The organism is Enterobacter sp. Taxon_2 (assembly GCF_058355295.1).
In genome coordinates this window covers 2,569,381-2,587,152 of record NZ_CM178024.1, presented here as the reverse complement: position 1 = coordinate 2,587,152, position 17,772 = coordinate 2,569,381, and the positions used below count along the sequence as shown (strand labels likewise).

The following is a 17,772-nucleotide window of genomic DNA, read 5'->3' as shown; positions in this document are numbered from 1 at the left end:
CGATGCCCTCACCCTGCGGTGAGGGCATGACCGTCGCTACAGCGCGGATCGGCGGTACGGCGCATAGTCCGCCTGCCACCACGTCTTCTCGATACGCGCCATCAACGTCTCATCATCTATCGCCGGTGCCACGCCCTGTTCAATCGCAGCCCGGGCGACGGCGACGGCAATCTGGCGTGAGACCGTTTCAATCTGATCTACCGGCGGCAGCAATCCGCCTTTTTCCGTGGTGACCAGAGGAGACTGCGCGGCCAGGCTGCGGCTAGCTGCCATCAGCATCTCTTCCGTGACCCGGCGCGCGTTACAGGCCAGAACGCCCAGCCCCAGACCAGGGAAGATATAGGCGTTGTTACACTGGGCAATCTCGTAGTGTGCATTCTCCCAGAATACCGGCGCGAACGGGCTGCCAGTGGCCACCAGCGCGGCTCCCTGGGTCCAGGCGATAAGATCCTGAGGCTGGGCCTCCGCCCGCGACGTCGGGTTTGAGAGCGGCATGATAATCGGACGCGGGCAGTGGCGATGCATCTCTTTGACAATCTCTTCGCTGAACAGCCCCGGCTGGCCTGAAACGCCGATCATCACCGTAGGATGCGCGTTCTTCACCACGTCCAGCAGGGAAATATTCTTCGCCTCTACCTGCCAGCGGCTAACGGCGTCGCGCGCGGTAAGCAGGTTTTTCTGGAAATCGAGCAGGTTGGTCATGTCGTCTGTCAGCAGGCCGAAGCGATCGACCATAAAGATCCGGCTGCGCGCTTCGGACTCGCTCAGGCCGTCATCCACCATCAGCGCCACAATTTTTTCAGCGATCCCGCATCCGGCAGAACCACTGCCCAGGAAGACAACGCGCTGATCGCGAATGCGGGTGCCTGCCGCATGGGCCGCCGCCATCAGCGTACCTGCGGTGACCGCTGCCGTGCCCTGGATATCATCATTGAAGCAGCAAAGCTGGTCGCGGTAGCGCTGGAGCAGGCGGGTGGCGTTTTTCTGCGCAAAGTCTTCAAACTGCAGGAGAACATTGGGCCAGCGTGCTTTAACGGTGCTGACAAACATATCCATAAACTCAGCGTATTGGTCGTCGCTGATGCGCGGATGACGCCAGCCCATGTACATCGGGTCGTCGAGGTGTTGCTGATTATTGGTGCCGACATCCAGCATAATCGGGAGGGTAGAGGCCGGATGGATCCCCCCGCAGGCGGTATACAGCGACAGCTTACCAATCGGGATGCCCATACCGCCGATACCCTGATCGCCAAGCCCTAAAATACGTTCCCCGTCCGTCACCACAATCACGCGAACGTCGTTGCGTGAAAAACTTTGCAGCATCTCATCAATACGATGACGGTTAGGCCATGAAATAAACAAGCCGCGCGCGCGGCGATAAATCGTAGAGAAATGCTCGCAGGCTTCACCGACCGTCGGGGTATAGATAATCGGTAACGTCTCTTTCAGATGCGAACGCAAGAGATTGTAAAAGAGAGTTTCATTGGTGTCCTGAATATTTCGCAGATAAACATGACGCGAGATATCGCTTTTAAAATGACAGAACTGTACCCAGGCGCGCTCGGTTTGTTCTTCAATGGTTTCAACGTTGTGCGGCAATAACCCATGCAGATTAAAATTATCACGCTCTTCTTTAATAAAAGCGAGTCCTTTATTTAATAGCGGATTCTCCAGCAATACGGCCCCATTGTAAGGGGTGTACAGAACTTCTTTCCGGGACATGGTTAACTCCTGAATTTTTTATATAAAACAGATTAAGAGATGAAATAGATCATAATGCCTTCGGTCACGACCCCGACGGCAGTACCAATTAATATGGAAGAGGATGCGGTATCGATATAGGTATCGCTGCGTAAAGCAAACATCCCTGCGGCAATAGCGGAAGGCGTTGCGCCAATAATTACGACCTGCTGCAGTAAGGTATGACTCAGGCCAAAGGCGATCCCTGCGGCGGCCATCATTGCCGGCTGAATCAGGTTTTTAATACTGATATTGGTAAATGTCTGCACGTTCAGTTTTGGACGTTCACCGTAAAACAGCAGGCCGAGGGCAAACAGGGACAGTCCGCCTGAAACCTTGCCAACCATCTCAATAGGCATGCTGAGAATGGAAGGGATTTGCACACCGGCGAGACTGAGCAAGACGCCGGAGACCGGGATCCAGACGATAGGGTTGCGTGCCGCTTTGATGAGGTTTTGCACGATCATCGCGCCCGGGTGCAGCGCCTCCAGGCCATCATGACCGTTTTTATCACCCATACGAATCAGGACGATAGTCAGAGGGATCATGATAACGCTGGTGATAATGTTACCTATCAGCACACCGATAAATCCTTCCGGCCCAATCAATACCGCCAGGACCGGCGCGCCAAAGTAGGCCATATCAGGAAAGGCGCAAACCAGAGACTGAATGGCGCTGGTTTTGATATCGTGGCGAAAAACATAGCGTGATATAAACAGCGTCAGTAAATACGACCCCATTAAACCGACAACCAGGACGGCCATAAAGGTCAGGTTTTTAATTTTATTGGGATCGGTATGCAATGCACCAATGAAAAGATGAAAAGGAAGGGCAAAACGAATCACCACGGTTGCCATGACGTTTGCATCTTCTCGCCGCGAATATCCCAGCTTTCCACTTAGCCATCCAAGTAACATAATAAAGACGAGCGGAAACAGTGACTGTAATAGTAATGAAGGCATAGTATTTCCTGTAGGGTATTTTATGTGTTTTATTGCAGCGCTAATCTAGCGCTTAGATAGCAGGGCAGGAGTGACAAGTGTCACACTCTCTCTGGTTTTATTAATTTCAAAAAGATTGCATTAGTTGGATAAGTAAGACTTTCGTTAAAAATTGATAAGACGCAAGAATGCGACACGAGTCACTATAAATAACTTTAGTTACTAAACGCTGAATTAAGTTATTTAAAGACAAAGAGACGAGTTGTTCACATTTATCCTGGCAAGCCCGTGTTAATTTCACATTGAGCCTGTTTTTAGAAAAGGCCATCTAAATCATTATTTATATTTAAGAACATTTTTTCGTATCAGGAATAATTTCAGTTATTCCTTTCTCTGTATATCCGAACACAATTTTCAGGTGATTATATGAAAGATAATCCTGTACCGACTTCTGAGCTGTCTACCTCGCGTTTTGCCTTTGGGCTCAACAATACCGAGGTGGGCACGGTCCCGTTGATGCTGTTCGTCGGGATTGCCGCGATTGTGGCGACATCCGCCTGGGCAGGGCTGCTGCCAAAAAATATGATAGGTGGCCTCGCGGTGATCATGACCCTCGGTTTCGCGTTTGCGAAAGTAGGGCGTCAAATCCCGGTGCTGAAAGATATCGGCGGCCCGGCGATCCTGTGCCTGATGGTGCCCTCCGTGCTGGTCTATTTTGGCGTATTCGGGAAACATACCCTTGATACCGTGCATCTGCTGATGAAAGAGGCGAACCTGCTCTATTTCGTCATTGCCTGCCTGGTGGTCGGCAGCATTCTGGGGATGAACCGGGTGCTACTGATCCAGGGGATGATGCGCATGTTTGTTCCGCTGGTGGCGGGAACATGCATGGCCGTGCTGAGCGGCCTCATTGTGGGCTCACTGTTTGGTTATACGCCTTACCACACCTTCTTCTTCATCATTGTGCCCATCATTGGCGGTGGAATTGGCGAGGGCATTTTGCCGCTGTCCCTGGCCTATTCGGCAATACTGGGGCAGACGCCGGACGTCTACGTTGCGCAGCTGGCACCCGCTGCGGTCGTCGGGAATATCTTCGCCATTATTTGTGCGGGCTCGCTGGCGCGTCTCGGCGCGAAACGTCCTGCGCTTTCGGGAAATGGCATGCTCACGCGGAGTAAAGACGACGCCAGCCTGTTTGCCGGGACGCAAAGCACGCAGCAGACGGATTTTCATCTGATGGGCGGCGGGTTACTGATGGTGTGCGCGTTTTTCATCGTCGGCGGATTGTTTGAAAAACTGGTCCACATTCCCGGCCCGGTGCTGATGATCCTGATTGCTGTTCTTTGTAAATACTTCAGGGTGATCCCGGCCTCAATGGAGCAGGGCGCGCACAGTTGCTATAAATTCGTCTCGGCTGCGCTGGTCTGGCCGCTGATGATCGGCCTTGGGATGTTATACGTGCCGCTTGAGAGCGTGGTGTCGGTGTTCTCGGTAGGATACGTGGTGGTATGCGGTTCGGTTGTGATTGCAATGGCGTTGAGCGGCTACTTTATCGCGTCGCGTCTGAATATGTATCCTGTGGAAGCGGCCATTGTGACCTGCTGCCACAGCGGGCTGGGCGGAACGGGGGACGTGGCCATTTTGTCCGCGTCTAACCGGATGTCGCTTATGCCGTTCGCGCAGATCGCCACCCGCATCGGCGGCGCGTCGACGGTGATTTTCGCCACGCTGCTGATGGGCTGGATTATGGCGCACTGATTCGAAACGTCAGGATACTGAATTGCAACGACATTTTCAGGATGTCGCTGCGGTTCAGTCCTTTATAAATATCACCGTACTGTATAGAATTACCGCATCCACAGCGACGGGATACCACATGATGACCGGAAGAGTTGATTATCAGATTGAAAAATATCTCCTTACCGAAGCCGCCGAGCCGGAGCGCCTGACGCGCCAGTGGGCGGAGGTGATGGAAGAGTGTCGTGAGCAAAAGTCCGGGGCAGAGGAGCGGTTGCGTCTCGCGTTGCTTAATGTGGATTACGTCACCAGCTTCGAGCTGCCCTTCAGGCTACTTCTCACCCGTGCGCCCCAGTTAATAGACGTTGTCAGAAAAGAACTTCAGCTCAGTCAGAAAAATGTTCTGTTTAACGGCAAGCGCTTTGGCTGCGTCTATAGCCTGAAAAGAGATCTCAATGGAATACCTGACGAGTTTACCTATCAGCTGAAAACGCGGATCCAGCGCAGTGACGCGACGGGATGTAATGAAGTGCCTTACAGGCAAATTGCCCAGCAGGTCAAAGCCCCAAAGGAACGTCTCAAGCTGGCGCTGGAAAACGGCCTGTCTGTGACGGCACTCGACGGGCTTTTCTGGTTTGGCATTCAGCGCATCGCGGCGGATGTACAGAGGTTAAGGAAAATGGGCGTGAGAATTGTGACGTCGGAGACCGAAGTCTTTGATACGCTGACAAAGACCAGCCGACGGATCCCCGTATATAGCCTTGCTCGCCCGGAATGAGTATTCGCCGCTGAGCAGTCGACGGCATCAAACATGACGGAAAATGGCGGCCAGTTTTTTTACAGCGTCTTCTATTTCCCTTTCCGTGTAAGCAGCAAATCCCATCAAAAAACCGGTGGACGCGGGGGGACCTGCATATAAATCGGTAAGCCCAAGTATATCAACACCCGCACGGCGGGCGGCGGTGGCTATCTCTTTCTCGGATATTCCGTGTTTCAGATGACAAGGCATTTGCATTCCCCCCGCTGGTGTTTCACAGGCAACATACTCAGAAAGATACGCATCCATCAGGCTTGCCAGCGCATCGCGACGAGCAACATAAATTCCCCGCATCTTGCGAACATAAGCACCAAAATGGCCTCCCTCCAGAAATTTAGCCAGCGTCAGCTGGGTTATTGAGGCGGTGTGGCCATCCATCAATGTCCTCGCCATGATAAAGGGCTCTGTCAATTCTGAGGGAACGATCATGTAGGCAATACGCAGCCCGGGGAACAGAGACTTGGTGAAGGTGCCGATATAAATGGTCCGGTTGTACGTATCAAGCCCCTGAAGGCTGGCCATAGGCTTACCTTCGTAGTGAAACTCACTGTCATAGTCATCCTCAATGATCCAGGCCCCGTAATGGTTTGCCCATTTGACAACTGCCAGTCGTCGGTCAAGAGAGAGCGTCACCCCGGTAGGGTACTGATGAGAAGGCGTAAGGTATATCGCCCTGGCTGGCTCGGTCAGAGAATTAAGACCGTCAACCGAGATGCCTTTTTCATCAAGAGGAACCGGAATGCAGCGAAGTCCTGCGGCGTTGAACGCTTTGTGTGCCCCTTGATAGGAGGGATCTTCAATGACAATGCCGTCTCCGGCATCCATCAGCACGTGGGAACAGAGCGCAAGCGCCTGTTGAGAACTTGTCAGAACGATGATCTGTTCTGCCCTCGCACGTGTTCCGCGCTCCAGGTTGACATATTCCGCAATGGCCCGTCGCAGGTGCTCTATACCCTGTGGTGGACTTTGCTCTAATGCCTGATGCTGAAACTCCTTCAGGACCTGTCGCTGAAGACGCTCCCAGGTTGAAATGGGAAACATGCGGGTTTCAGGAATGCCGGGCGCAAGGGGGCGAGGGGAGGAAAATTCGCGGATCCCACCGCTTTCATAAACGATCTTTCCTCGGACGCTGAGTTTTGCTTTTCGTAACGCAGCGGTTGGCTGATGCTGTCGAGGGCGGGGTTTTAAAAAGCGCGCGCTGGAAGAGACGAAGCTCCCTCTGCCTGTTTGTCTCTCAATAAACCCTTCGGCATGCAGGCTGGAGTAGGCCGCTTCTATGGTATCCCGGGAAACGCTGAGAGAAGCCGCCAGAGCGCGTGAAGCAGGAAGGGCCTTACCGTGAGATAATACCCCTTCCAGTATCAGCGTCCGTATTGCTCTCTGGATCCTTTCATGAAGCGGTAGCGATCCGTTAGCGGGGTCGATAATCCATGCCTTAACCGTTTCAAGCTGCGCGTGCTTAAACATTACGTTGTCCACTTTTCCTCTGTGTCTCTTGATTCTAAAGCAATACTGCATGCAGCAGGATGAGAAATTGGTCTGCTTTGATGGCGAGAATTGGCGGGGTAAAACGTGCCATTCAGCGAATACACTCTTCCTGAAACGAATAAACGGGTGAGAGAAGAGGCAATATGAACAATATGATCGTGACAATTGAGGTAGTTAAAGAACGTGATTTTGAAAGCTGGATGCCACTATGGGGAAAATATCAGGAGTTTTACAACGTCGATCTGTCCGGGGCAATTACAGAACGAACCTGGCAACGATTTTTCAGCCCCGTTGAGCCGCTATTCTGCGTGGTGGCACGATGTAATGGAGACATAGTGGGTTTTGCGCATTATCTCTTTCACCGTTCGACCTGGGCTGAGAGCGATTACTGCTACCTCGAAGATTTATATGTCTGCGAAGCAGTCAGGGGCAAACATATTGGCAAACAGTTAATAGAATATGTTCAGAGAGAAGCCAGAAAACATCATGCCAGTCATCTTTACTGGCACACGCATGAAGCCAACTATCGCGGGCAACGATTGTACGACTGGATTGCGAAAAAAAGTGGAATGATTGAATATCGTATGCAGGTAAGGTAGATCCCTTTGCTGACAATATGCCCCTTACATCATTAAGGGGCTTTAACCCGATATGCTCTTATGATTTAGCCTGTAAAAGTATCGCCATCAACCCCGGAAAGCGGGCATCCAGATCCTCTCTACGCAATGAAATCATGTTTTCTCGTCCCTGCGGACGCTGCCAGATCACGCCGCTGTCGCGCAATACGCGCCAGTGATGGGTCATCGTAGACTTCACCACATCTTCCGGGCGCAGCGCGTTACAGCTGAGTTCGCTGCCATCGGCCAGCCGGCGAATTATCGACAGCCGGAGCGGGTTGCCGAGGGCAAACAGCACATTTTCCAGCAGTATTTGTTCAGTTTCAGGGTGGTTTGGGATCATCGTTTTCCTGCGTATGGCGTCAGATTGAGCTATATCAACAATAGGTCAACCGTTAAAAAATAGTTCGATAATACTCGTACAATAGGACTATTATAGCAAACGAACGAATGCACGACCATCCTGGTCGTCACAGACAAGTCATAAGACTTAAGGAAATATCATGCCCCGACCCATCCCTCTCGAACGTTATCGCAACATCGGTATCTCCGCGCATATCGATGCCGGTAAAACCACCACCACTGAGCGCATCCTGTTTTATACCGGGATGAGCCACAAGCTGGGTGAAGTACACGATGGCGCGGCAACCACTGACTGGATGGCGCAGGAGCAAGAGCGCGGGATTACGATTACCTCCGCGGCGGTCAGCTGCTTCTGGCCGGGTATGGACAGAGGATATGAGCCGCACCGGATTAACATCATCGACACCCCGGGGCACGTGGATTTCACCATTGAAGTGGAACGTTCCATGCGCGTACTCGACGGTGCCGTGATGGTGTATGACTCCGTGGGCGGCGTGCAGCCGCAGTCAGAAACCGTCTGGCGTCAGGCCAATAAATATCACGTTCCGCGACTGGCCTTTGTTAACAAAATGGACCGTCCGGGTGCTGATTTCTTCCGCGTCGTGCGGATGATGCAGGAACGCCTGAAGGCCAATCCGGTGCCGATTGTCATCCCGGTGGGTGCTGAAGATCACTTCAACGGCGTGGTGGATCTCATCAAGATGCGCACCATTCTGTGGGACGATGCGACGCAGGGCATGGTGTTTACCTATGCGCCTGTGCCAGATGATTTAGTCAGCACCGCCCGGGAATGGCGGGAAAAAATGGTCTCTGCGGCGGCGGAAGCCAGCGATGAACTGATGGATAAGTACCTGGAGACGGGCGACCTGACGGAAGCGGAAATCATCAAAGGGTTGCGTATTCGCACCATCTCGGGCGAAATCCAGCCGATGCTGTGCGGCAGCGCGTTCAAGAATAAAGGCGTACAGCGCATGCTCGATGCGGTTATTGAACTCATGCCGTCGCCGCTGGACGTGCCGGCCATTGATGGCGTGGATGAAAAAGGGCAGCATGCGGAGCGTCATCCGAGCGATGATGAGCCGTTCTCGGCCCTGGCGTTCAAGCTGATGAGCGACCCGTATGTCGGGCAGCTGACCTTTATCCGCGTGTACTCTGGCGTGCTGCGCAAAGGCGACGCGGTGTACAACCCGGTGAAAGGGAAGAAAGAGCGTATCGGACGTATTGTGCTGATGCATGCCAACGATCGTCACGAGGTGGACGAACTGCGCGCCGGGGATATCGCGGCCTGTGTCGGGCTGAAAGACGTGACCACTGGCGACACGCTTACCGATCCGAACGCCGTCATTACGCTTGAGCGTATGGAGTTCCCGGATCCGGTGATCTCGCTGGCGATTGAGCCGAAAACCAAAGGCGATCAGGAGAAAATGGGGATCGCGCTACAGCGTCTGGCAGCGGAAGACCCGTCTTTCCGCCTGCATACTGACGAAGAGTCCGGCCAGACCATTATCTCCGGGATGGGTGAGCTACACCTCGAGATTATCGTCGACCGCATGAAACGTGAGTTTGGCGTCGAGGCAAATATCGGTCGTCCGCAGGTGACCTACCGTGAAACCCTGCGTAAAACGGTGAAGGATATCGAAGGCAAATTTGTCCGTCAGTCCGGCGGTAAAGGCCAGTACGGTCATGTGGTGCTGAGCCTGGAGCCGCTGGAGCCCGGAAGTGGTTTCAAATTTGAAGATGCCACTAAGGGCGGCGTGGTGCCGCGCGAGTATATCCCGTCCGTTGAGAAAGGGCTGCGGGAAGCAATGAACAGCGGGGTACTGGCGGGCTATCCGGTCGTCGATGTCAAAGCGACGCTGACGTTTGGCTCGTATCACGATGTCGACTCCTCGGAGATGGCCTTCCGCATGGCGGCGATCCTCGGTTTCAAAGAGGGCGCCCGCAGGGCGGATCCGGTGATCCTTGAGCCGATCATGCACGTGGAGGTGGAAACGCCGGAAGAGTACGCGGGTAACATTATGGGCGATCTCTCTTCCCGACGCGGCATGGTGCAGGGGATGGCGGAGCAGTACGGCAGCCAGATTATTCGTGCTGACGTGCCGCTGGCAGAGATGTTTGGTTATGCCACGACATTGCGTTCGATGTCCCAGGGACGCGCGACGTATACGATGGAGTTCCATCATTTTGCGGAAGCCCCGCGGAATGTTGCGGATGAGATTATTTCACGACGTGCGAAGTAATACGTTCACCCTCTCCCTTGAGGGAGAGGGCTGGGAAGGGTTTTCTCAATCCAGCGCCTTCACCATCTTCCCACTCGCCACAAATGTCCCGGCTCCAAGATGATGCAGGGTATTCAGCTTATCCTCGTCAAACTGCCAGCGTCCGGCGACAAACGCGCGTTCGTCTGCTGCCGCTGAAACCACTTCTCCAAACAGCGTATCGTATTTTTCTGCCGCGGAGGTGACGGGTAATAACCGACACTCCATCCACGCCAGACATTTTTCTTCAATCACCGGCAGGCCAAGTTCAGGACCGTTCACGACCGGGATCCCGTAGCAGTTGAATTTGTCTTCATCGCGCCCGCTGACGCTGCCGACCGCGTAAGTCCAGTTGGCCGCCGCGACGCCGGGGATGACGATACCAAATTTCCCACTGCGTTCAATCAGCTCGCGCGACCAGGTACTTTTGTCCACCACGATTGCGATGCGCGGCGGCTCAAACTCAACGGGCATTGACCATGCGGCGGCCATCACGTTGCGTCTGTCGAGGCTTTCATCCCGACTGGTGATAAGCACAGTAGGGCCGTGGTTCAGCAGACGGCTGGCATGACGTAATTCAACAGGGCGAAAGTGGCTCATAGGATCTCCTCATCTGTAACGATGAGTATGACGAAAAAGCACGTAAATCAAAGTGAGTGCGTAAAATTAGTTTATAAACAGAACATCACAATCAAAGGAAACTGATTAATGTCCCCATTCCTGACCGCCTATTTCGCCCGCATCGGCTGGACGCAACCGACCGCAGTTGATATCGATACTCTGCGCGCGCTGCATTTACATCACAACTGTGCGATCCCTTTTGAAAATATTGATGTCGTTCTGCCGCGAGAGATCCATCTTGAGGATCAGAATCTGGTCGATAAACTGGTCTCCGCGCGCCGCGGAGGCTATTGCTTTGAGCAAAACGGCCTGTTCGAACGCGTATTGCGCGAAGTTGGCTTTACGGTGCGCAGCGTACTGGGACGCGTGATATTAGCGAATCCACCGCAAATGCCGCCGCGCACGCACCGCCTGCTGCTGGTTGAGCTTAACGGCGAGCGCTGGATTGCGGACGTGGGGTTTGGCGGCCAGACGCTGACGGCGCCAATTCGTCTGCTCGCCAGTGAAGAACAAGAGACGCCGCACGGCCTGTATCGTCTGCTGAGCGAGGGTAACGACTGGGTGCTGCAGTTCCGTCACCACGAGCACTGGCAGTCGATGTACCATTTTGACCTGACGACACAGTATTTCAGTGATTACGTGATGGGGAATTTCTGGTCGGCGCACTGGCCGCAGTCGCACTTCCGCCATCATCTGCTGATGTGCCGCCATCTGCCGGACGGCGGCAAGCTGACGCTGACCAACTTCAACTTTACCCACTGGCAGAACGGTCATGTGGAGGAGCAGATCCACTTGCCGGATGCTGAGGCGCTTTACCAGCTGATGCAGGAACGCTTTGCACTGGGCGTTGACGATGCAAAACACGGATTTTCACTGGCTGAGCTCCGGTCCGTGATGGCAGGTTTTGAAACGCAGGGGAAATAACTCACTTCGCTATCGGCCGCGAAACTCGCGTCGATAGCGGGAAGGTGAGGTATTGAGCTGGTTGTGAAAGTGGCGACGTAAAGAGGTCGTTGAGGGAAAACCGACGCGCTCGGCAATGTCATCCACCGGCTGGTCGGTTTTTTCGAGATAGCGCTGTGCGACAATAATGCGCTGGTTGAGTAGCCAGCGCGAAAAACTTTCCCCCGTGGTTTGCTGAAACCGCCGGGTAAAACTGCGTCGGCTCATGCAGGCTTTCTCTGCCACACAGTCCAGCGTGAGTGCGAGCTGGAGATTCTCCGTCGCCCAGGCCAGTGCATCGGTGAAATAATCCCCGCGACGCGTATTCTGAACCGGTAGCTCGACATACTGCCGCTGCCCGCCCTGGCGGTGGGGCGGGACAACCAACATTCGCGCCACGCCGTTTGCCACTTCGGCACCCCATGCCTGACGCACCAGATGCAGGCAGCAGTCAATACTCGCCGCCGTTCCCGCTGAAGTGACAACGTCACCATCATCAATATAAAGCACGTCTTTGTCCATTTGCACGGAGGGATAGAGGCGCTGAAAATCAGCTGCCCATCGCCAGTGCGTTGTCGCAGGACGATGTTCCAGCAACCCGGCGGCGGCAACCACAAATGCGCCCATGCACAAACCCACAATGCGTGCCCCCGCAGCATGGGCCTTTTGCAGCGCCAGCAGGAGGTTGGGATCCGGGGCTCGCTCGGGAACATCCCAGCTTGGGACAATCACCATATCCATTCCGGCCAACGCATCCAGCCCGCGTTCAACGACAATCGAAAAGCCGGCATTGGTTTTCAGTACGCCGGGTGTTGTGGCACAAACGACCAACTGACAAAGGGGCTCACCTTGTGGCGTGAGCGCTTTCTCAAACACGGCATACGGTACTGAAAGGTGAAAAGGGATGATGCCATCAAATACCACAATACCAATTTTCAACGTCATAAAAGCCTCCATGTGCCAGCCAGTATAGAAGTCTGGCTGGCGACAGGGATCAAGTCCGGTCTTATTTTGTGACCGGCAGTGCCATAACGTCTTGGGTGGTCATTACCTCAGCGAATACATCGGCCACACCGGCTAATGCCGCCCGCTGCAGCGTCTTGTGATCCACCACGCCGCCCTGGCCATCATCCAGATCGCGCGTTGCCGTTGCATCTTCAGGAATAATCACGCTGTAACCCAGCGGTACAGCGTCACGCGCGGTCGACGAGATGCACATGTGCGTCATCAGGCCAATCACAATCACCTTTTTAATCCCTTTTTTCTTTAATTGCGCATCCAGATCGGTGCCAACAAAAGAGCTCGGGGTCGCTTTGGTGATAATGGCGTCTTGCGCAGAAGGCTGCAGATCTTTATGGAACTGCGCATAGACAGATCCTTCGGCAAAGAGCGGGCTGTCTTTCGGCCCCATATGACGAACGAAGTAGACCGGCATCCCTTTTTGATGGGCATAGCTGACCAGTTTTTGACTGTTTTTCAGTACTTTTTCACCTTCCGGGATCACCATCTGACCGCGAAAATCTTTTGATGCGTAATATTCGTTTTGAATATCCACCACGATTAACGCAGTTTCAGACGCCGATAAGGATGGGGTAGCTTTTGCGCCGGTCATTGCGCGAATGGTTTTGGTATTCATGCTGGTTGTCTCCTGTGCGGTAGCATAAGTGGAAAATGCGCTCATCATGCCGATCATCACTGCCGTACGAAAAAAACGTTTCATCACATTCACTCCCTCTGTGTTGTGTTCGGGAGCCATTATTCCGCACAGTCGTCAACGGCAGGAGTCACCTGGAGAACCAATAACGGTACTTTTGGGCCATATTACTGCGTAAACTTGCCGATCCACGGGCTGTTGTTTTCACCAGACCAAAGTTGAACAAGCAGCTCTCTGAATTTTTCCGCCGCCGGGCTGAGAGGGGTTTCCCTGCGTTGTACCAGCCCCAGCGTTCGCCGGATAACGGGTTCTATCAGCGGGCGGCTGACAAGGACATGATGTTCATCGGTTGGCATCGCCAGACTCGGCACAACTGACACCCCGAGACCCGCCTCTACCATCCCCAGCGACGTTGACAGATGACGCACCTCGTAAAACCAGTTCGGTTTCCAGTCCATCTTTTCGAAAGCCTGATCGATAAGCGAACGGTTTCCGCTGGAGCGCCTGACGCCGATCAGCTTCATGCCAGCCAGATCGTCCCAGGTGACCAGCGGTTTTTTTGCCAGCGGATTATCCCGTCGGCATGCCAGGACAAAGGGTTCGTTCACCAGCGGCGCAAAATCGATATTGGGATGTGTGATGTTTATCATATTTATGCCGAAATCTGCGTCGCCATTTAACACCGCTTCGAGACAATCGCTGGCGCTGTGCTCAAGTATGCGAATACGGATGTTTGGGTAGTCATTGTTATAATCTCGTATCACGGAAGGCAGAAAATAGAACGCGGCAGTCGGAATACAGGAAACGGTAATAACCCCTGCCTGATGCGTCGCCATCTCTTTAATACTCAGGATCGAGCTTTCATAAAAATCGATTAAATTCTTTGCCTTAGGTAAAAATTCCCGTCCCACCGTTGTGAGCTTAACGCTGCGCGTGGAACGTTCAAACAGTGTTGTCCCCAGGCTCTCTTCCAGCTTCTGAATTCTGCGTGTTAAAGCTGGTTGTGAAATGTGAAGAAATTGAGACGCTTTTGTAAAACATCCGATTTCTGCAATTTTTACAAACGCTTGTATTCCCTGTAATTCATGCTGCATATCCGCACCTGATTATTGTTTTCCTAAATCCACGATAACGTAAGGGCTATTAATACGCAAAGCGTATTAATCCTGCTTTTTTCGACATTAGAGTTATCAACAGGAGTGTGAAAACCTAATTGCGTTCCTGATAAACGCGAAATGAGAAAAAGACATGTTAAAGATCCCTTGCGTATTAATGCGTGGCGGTACCTCAAAAGGCCCGGTCATTCTGGCCAGCGACCTGCCAGCGGAAACCGAAGCGCGTGATGCAGTTTTACTCAGCCTGATGGGCGCTGGGCATGAACTCGAAATTGACGGTATTGGCGGGGGAAGTCCGCAAACCAGTAAGGTGGCGATCGTCAATCCGTCCGACAGTCCGGACGCGGATGTGGATTATTTGTTCGCACAAGTGATGGTGAACGAACGTCGCGTTGATACCACGCCGAACTGCGGCAATATGCTCTGTGCCGTGGGCCCCTTTGCCATTGAAAAGGGGCTGGTCAAGGCGCAAAGCCCGGTGACGACGGTGCGTATCCGCAATCTGAACACCGGAACGCTGGTCGATGCCGAAGTACAAACGCCTGAGTATCGCGTCGTTTATGAAGGCGAAACTCAAATCGACGGTGTCCCGGGTACAGCGGCACCGATAGGCTTAACCTTCCTGAATTCTGCGGGTTCCAAAACGGGAAAACTGCTGCCGACCGGTAGCGTGACAAACGTGTTCGACGGTATTGAAGTCACCTGTATTGATATGGCGATGCCGATGGTTTTGATTGACGCGTCGGCGCTGGGCAAAACAGGCGGGGAGTCACCTGCAGAATTAGATGGCGATAGGGGGTTTAAGGAAAGGCTGGAGAATCTGCGCCGTCAGGCTGGCGCGGCGATGGGCTTAGGGGATGTATCCACCAAAGTGATCCCTAAACCGGTTCTTCTTAGCCGGGCGCGTAACGGCGGAACGCTTCAGGTGCGTTATTTCATGCCGCATACCTGCCATAAATCACTGGCGATTACCGGCTCGATTGGTATTTCGACCGCGACGCTTATTGAAGGCTCCGTCGCCGCGAAAATTGTTGCCGATCGTCCAAAGGAACGTTTTACCAACATTATCGATATTGAACACCCAAGTGGAAAAATATCGGTGTCATTGCTAAGAGAGGATGACAATATCGAAAACACCCGTGCAGCGGTTATTCGAACTTCACGAAAGTTATTTGAAGGTGTTGTTTGTGTACCTGAAAAAATGCTCTCTGAAGTTGATTGAGTAAAGTCTCAAATAAAAAATTAACCATCTTAAATAATACATTCTGTACCTTAACTATAATACTGAGGTTATTATGGCGTTAACGCATGCTAACAATACCCTGAAAGCACCCGATCCGGCAAAAGCAAGCGCAAATATTCGCGTGATTCTGGCCCTGGCTTTATCCGGGCTTGCGGAACTGGCTTCGTTGTTTTTTATCCAACCACTGCTGCCGATGCTTGCTGTGGAATATAATGTCCCGGTCAGCCAGGTGAGTATTATCTTATCCGCAGAAACGGCATTGCTGGCAATTGGACTGCTGTTTACCGGAACATTATCCGATCACTATGGCAGGAAGCGGTTAATTATTGTCTCTCTCCTGTTGGGCGGCATTCTGACGCTGCTCTGCCCGCTGGTTCAATCCTGGGCAATGCTGGTGGCGCTGCGTGCGGTGATTGGTCTGGCACTGAGCGGCATCGCTGCGGCAGCAACGGCCTATATCAGCGAAGAGGTCGCACCGGTGGCGGCAGGCATCGTGACGGGATACTTTGTTTTCGGTAACTCAATGGGCGGCATGTCCGGGCGTATTGTGGCTAGCCAGCTGATCGACCACGTTTCAATCAATGTGATCTTCTACGGGTTTGCGGTCAGTCTGATTGCAGTTGCCATTCTGGTGAAGTTCCTGCTGCCGGAATCGAAAAACTTTACGCCTACGCAGAACCTTAACGTTATGCGTATGGTGAAAGGGGCGGCATCGCATTTCAAAAACAAAAATCTGGCGCTGGCGTTTGTCATCAGCTTCATTATTTTCGGCGCATTTACATCACTGTATAACTATCTGGCCTTCTTCCTGAAAGGCGAGCCGTTCCATATTTCACCGGCAAACGCGGGTCTGCTTTCCTTTAGCTTCGCACTGAGTTTCTTTACGGCGCCACAGGCTGGTCGCTTATCGGCGAAATATGGCGCAATGAAAGTCTTGCGTGTGCTGTTCCTGGTGATGGCCTTAGGGATGCTGCTGACGCTGACGTCGAATGTCGTCACCTTTATTGTTGGTGCTGTGATTTTTACCGGCTGTTTCTTCGGCTGCCATTCTATCGGTTTAAGCTGGGTCAGTAAAAATGCCACGCACGCAAGAGGCCAGGCCGTCGCGCTCTATTTATTCTTCTACTACATGGGCGGTTCGGTGATTGGTTTTATCAACGGTTTTGTCTTCCATTCAATGGGCTGGCAGGGAATGACCGGATTTATTCTGGCATTACTTGGCGTTGGCGTAGTCGTGGCTACGTATCTGGCATCCGGTAATAAGCAGGTACTGGTTCCAGCGCAGTCAGCAGAATAAATAGCATGACAATGTGTTCACGCCCTGGGTGTGAACACAGAATGAGTACGAATATCAATCAGGTATCATTATGAAATTAGCAAGTTATATTCATCAGGGCCGCAAAAGCTACGGGATTTATACGCAACACGGCATTATCGATTTGGGTAATAAAATCGGCCATCAATATGCGACATTGAAAGATCTCCTTCAATGGGATGCGGTCGAGGTTGCCAGACAATATCACGATTACCCTGTGGATATTATGCCTGAAGACATTACCTTTCTGCCCGTTATAGAAGAGCCTGGAAAAATTTTCTGCGTGGGAATGAATTACGCTGAAAAACGAAAAGAGTTTGCTGAGACGAATAATGCGCCGACGCTCTTTATTCGTTTTCCAGACTCGCAAACGGGCCACGCGCGCCCAGTCATGAAACCGGTTCTCTCAAGTGAATTCGATTACGAAGGTGAGCTGGCTGTCATCATCGGCAAGTCTGGCAGCGGCATTGACGCTAAAGAAGCGCTCGGCCATGTCGCGGGCTACAGCTGCTATATGGACGGCTCCGTCCGCGACTGGCAGCACGCCTGGTTCACCGCCGGTAAAAACTGGAAGCAGACCGGCGCCTTCGGCCCCTATATGACCACGGCGGATGAGATCCCCGATCCTCACGCGTTGACCATCCACACCTGGCTGAACGGCATGCTGGTTCAGAATGATTCTACCGGCAGCATGATCCACAAAGTCGCGGATCTCATCGCCTATATCAGCACGTTCACCTCCCTCAGCGCCGGGGACGTCATTATCACCGGCTCGCCTGGTGGCGTCGGGAAAAAACGTAATCCGCCTCTGTTTATGCGCGATGGCGATCGCGTCGAAGTCGAAATCGAAAACATTGGCCGCCTGATGAACACCATCGTGGAAGCGCAACCCCAGCAGCAAGAATTGACCGTCTAAACGCT

The 17,772-nt window shown here is 52.9% G+C and carries 16 protein-coding genes; 8 read left to right on the top strand and 8 right to left on the bottom strand.

All coding sequences use genetic code 11. The features are described from left to right. Positions 1–36: 36 nt before the first annotated feature. Together AC4IC4_RS12245 and AC4IC4_RS12240 are read right to left on the bottom strand one after the other, a co-directional pair. Positions 37–1,722 carry an NAD-dependent malic enzyme gene (locus AC4IC4_RS12245; RefSeq protein WP_024909597.1) on the bottom strand — a complete coding sequence of 562 codons (1,686 nt, stop codon included), beginning with the start codon at positions 1,720–1,722 and terminating at the stop codon, positions 37–39. Between the two features lie 32 nt (positions 1,723–1,754). After that, positions 1,755–2,702, bottom strand: coding sequence for an AEC family transporter (locus tag AC4IC4_RS12240; protein WP_024909596.1), 948 nt, complete (start codon positions 2,700–2,702; stop codon positions 1,755–1,757). Positions 2,703–3,107: 405 nt separating this feature from the next. On the opposite strand from AC4IC4_RS12240, the gene AC4IC4_RS12235 reads away from it, so the two are divergent. Together AC4IC4_RS12235 and AC4IC4_RS12230 are read left to right on the top strand one after the other, a co-directional pair. Then, positions 3,108–4,439 (top strand): 2-hydroxycarboxylate transporter family protein, encoded by a 1,332-nt coding sequence (locus AC4IC4_RS12235; RefSeq protein WP_032647438.1) that lies wholly within the window; start codon positions 3,108–3,110, stop codon positions 4,437–4,439. Positions 4,440–4,560: 121 nt separating this feature from the next. Next, complete coding sequence (locus tag AC4IC4_RS12230) at positions 4,561–5,196, top strand: ECs1377 family protein (RefSeq protein ID WP_491472822.1); 636 nt, start codon at positions 4,561–4,563, stop codon at positions 5,194–5,196. 27 nt (positions 5,197–5,223) lie between these two features. On the opposite strand, the gene pdxR is transcribed toward AC4IC4_RS12230, so the two are convergent. Next, positions 5,224–6,702, bottom strand: a complete 1,479-nt coding sequence (pdxR, locus tag AC4IC4_RS12225) for a MocR-like pyridoxine biosynthesis transcription factor PdxR (RefSeq protein WP_491471217.1) — start codon at positions 6,700–6,702, stop codon at positions 5,224–5,226. A gap of 164 nt (positions 6,703–6,866) precedes the next feature. On the opposite strand from pdxR, the gene AC4IC4_RS12220 reads away from it, so the two are divergent. Further along, entirely contained in the window at positions 6,867–7,322 is a 456-nt protein-coding gene (locus AC4IC4_RS12220) for a GNAT family N-acetyltransferase (protein WP_491471216.1), read from the top strand. Between the two features lie 58 nt (positions 7,323–7,380). Here the strand turns inward: AC4IC4_RS12220 and AC4IC4_RS12215 are convergent, their stop codons facing one another. Beyond that, positions 7,381–7,683: an ArsR/SmtB family transcription factor gene (locus tag AC4IC4_RS12215; RefSeq protein ID WP_024909591.1), complete on the bottom strand. Its 303-nt coding sequence runs from the start codon at positions 7,681–7,683 to the stop codon at positions 7,381–7,383. A 160-nt stretch (positions 7,684–7,843) separates the two neighbouring features. Here AC4IC4_RS12215 and fusA point away from each other — a divergent pair, with 160 nt between their 5' ends. Continuing rightward, positions 7,844–9,943, top strand: a complete 2,100-nt coding sequence (gene fusA, locus AC4IC4_RS12210) for an elongation factor G (RefSeq protein ID WP_491471215.1) — start codon at positions 7,844–7,846, stop codon at positions 9,941–9,943. Positions 9,944–9,988: 45 nt separating this feature from the next. Here the strand turns inward: fusA and AC4IC4_RS12205 are convergent, their stop codons facing one another. Beyond that, positions 9,989–10,561, bottom strand: a complete 573-nt coding sequence (locus tag AC4IC4_RS12205; protein ID WP_248237736.1) for a flavin reductase family protein — start codon at positions 10,559–10,561, stop codon at positions 9,989–9,991. Positions 10,562–10,669: 108 nt separating this feature from the next. Here AC4IC4_RS12205 and nhoA point away from each other — a divergent pair, with 108 nt between their 5' ends. Continuing rightward, the gene (gene nhoA / locus AC4IC4_RS12200) at positions 10,670–11,506 is read left to right on the top strand and encodes an N-hydroxyarylamine O-acetyltransferase (protein WP_491471214.1); all 837 of its coding nucleotides are present in this window, start codon (positions 10,670–10,672) and stop codon (positions 11,504–11,506) included. A gap of 9 nt (positions 11,507–11,515) precedes the next feature. Here nhoA and AC4IC4_RS12195 read toward each other — a convergent pair whose 3' ends face one another. The 3 genes from AC4IC4_RS12195 to AC4IC4_RS12185 all read right to left on the bottom strand — a co-directional run bounded on the left by AC4IC4_RS12195 (position 11,516) and on the right by AC4IC4_RS12185 (position 14,272). After that, positions 11,516–12,469 carry a GlxA family transcriptional regulator gene (locus tag AC4IC4_RS12195; RefSeq protein ID WP_237423094.1) on the bottom strand — a complete coding sequence of 318 codons (954 nt, stop codon included), beginning with the start codon at positions 12,467–12,469 and terminating at the stop codon, positions 11,516–11,518. A 61-nt stretch (positions 12,470–12,530) separates the two neighbouring features. Next, positions 12,531–13,244 (bottom strand): isochorismatase family protein, encoded by a 714-nt coding sequence (locus AC4IC4_RS12190; RefSeq protein WP_237423290.1) that lies wholly within the window; start codon positions 13,242–13,244, stop codon positions 12,531–12,533. Between the two features lie 101 nt (positions 13,245–13,345). Further along, the gene (locus AC4IC4_RS12185) at positions 13,346–14,272 is read right to left on the bottom strand and encodes a LysR family transcriptional regulator (RefSeq protein ID WP_237423095.1); all 927 of its coding nucleotides are present in this window, start codon (positions 14,270–14,272) and stop codon (positions 13,346–13,348) included. 154 nt (positions 14,273–14,426) lie between these two features. Here AC4IC4_RS12185 and AC4IC4_RS12180 point away from each other — a divergent pair, with 154 nt between their 5' ends. The 3 genes from AC4IC4_RS12180 (at position 14,427) to AC4IC4_RS12170 (ending at position 17,767) form a co-directional block, all read left to right on the top strand. Next, positions 14,427–15,515, top strand: a complete 1,089-nt coding sequence (locus AC4IC4_RS12180; RefSeq protein ID WP_491471213.1) for a 4-oxalomesaconate tautomerase — start codon at positions 14,427–14,429, stop codon at positions 15,513–15,515. A gap of 73 nt (positions 15,516–15,588) precedes the next feature. Continuing rightward, positions 15,589–16,833: an MFS transporter gene (locus tag AC4IC4_RS12175; protein WP_032647424.1), complete on the top strand. Its 1,245-nt coding sequence runs from the start codon at positions 15,589–15,591 to the stop codon at positions 16,831–16,833. Positions 16,834–16,903: 70 nt separating this feature from the next. Further along, entirely contained in the window at positions 16,904–17,767 is an 864-nt protein-coding gene (locus tag AC4IC4_RS12170) for a fumarylacetoacetate hydrolase family protein (protein WP_237423098.1), read from the top strand. Positions 17,768–17,772 lie beyond the last annotated feature (5 nt).

Coding starts and splice junctions, on each gene's coding strand:
- AC4IC4_RS12170 (WP_237423098.1), top strand. CDS start 16,904: ATGAAATTAGCAAGTTATATTCATCAGGGCCGCAAAAGCTACGGGATT.
- nhoA (WP_491471214.1), top strand. CDS start 10,670: ATGTCCCCATTCCTGACCGCCTATTTCGCCCGCATCGGCTGGACGCAA.
- fusA (WP_491471215.1), top strand. CDS start 7,844: ATGCCCCGACCCATCCCTCTCGAACGTTATCGCAACATCGGTATCTCC.
- AC4IC4_RS12220 (WP_491471216.1), top strand. CDS start 6,867: ATGAACAATATGATCGTGACAATTGAGGTAGTTAAAGAACGTGATTTT.
- AC4IC4_RS12235 (WP_032647438.1), top strand. CDS start 3,108: ATGAAAGATAATCCTGTACCGACTTCTGAGCTGTCTACCTCGCGTTTT.
- AC4IC4_RS12230 (WP_491472822.1), top strand. CDS start 4,561: ATGACCGGAAGAGTTGATTATCAGATTGAAAAATATCTCCTTACCGAA.
- AC4IC4_RS12180 (WP_491471213.1), top strand. CDS start 14,427: ATGTTAAAGATCCCTTGCGTATTAATGCGTGGCGGTACCTCAAAAGGC.
- AC4IC4_RS12240 (WP_024909596.1), bottom strand. CDS start 2,702: ATGCCTTCATTACTATTACAGTCACTGTTTCCGCTCGTCTTTATTATG.
- AC4IC4_RS12195 (WP_237423094.1), bottom strand. CDS start 12,469: ATGACGTTGAAAATTGGTATTGTGGTATTTGATGGCATCATCCCTTTT.
- AC4IC4_RS12245 (WP_024909597.1), bottom strand. CDS start 1,722: ATGTCCCGGAAAGAAGTTCTGTACACCCCTTACAATGGGGCCGTATTG.
- AC4IC4_RS12185 (WP_237423095.1), bottom strand. CDS start 14,272: ATGCAGCATGAATTACAGGGAATACAAGCGTTTGTAAAAATTGCAGAA.
- AC4IC4_RS12215 (WP_024909591.1), bottom strand. CDS start 7,683: ATGATCCCAAACCACCCTGAAACTGAACAAATACTGCTGGAAAATGTG.
- AC4IC4_RS12190 (WP_237423290.1), bottom strand. CDS start 13,244: ATGAAACGTTTTTTTCGTACGGCAGTGATGATCGGCATGATGAGCGCA.
- pdxR (WP_491471217.1), bottom strand. CDS start 6,702: ATGTTTAAGCACGCGCAGCTTGAAACGGTTAAGGCATGGATTATCGAC.
- AC4IC4_RS12175 (WP_032647424.1), top strand. CDS start 15,589: ATGGCGTTAACGCATGCTAACAATACCCTGAAAGCACCCGATCCGGCA.
- AC4IC4_RS12205 (WP_248237736.1), bottom strand. CDS start 10,561: ATGAGCCACTTTCGCCCTGTTGAATTACGTCATGCCAGCCGTCTGCTG.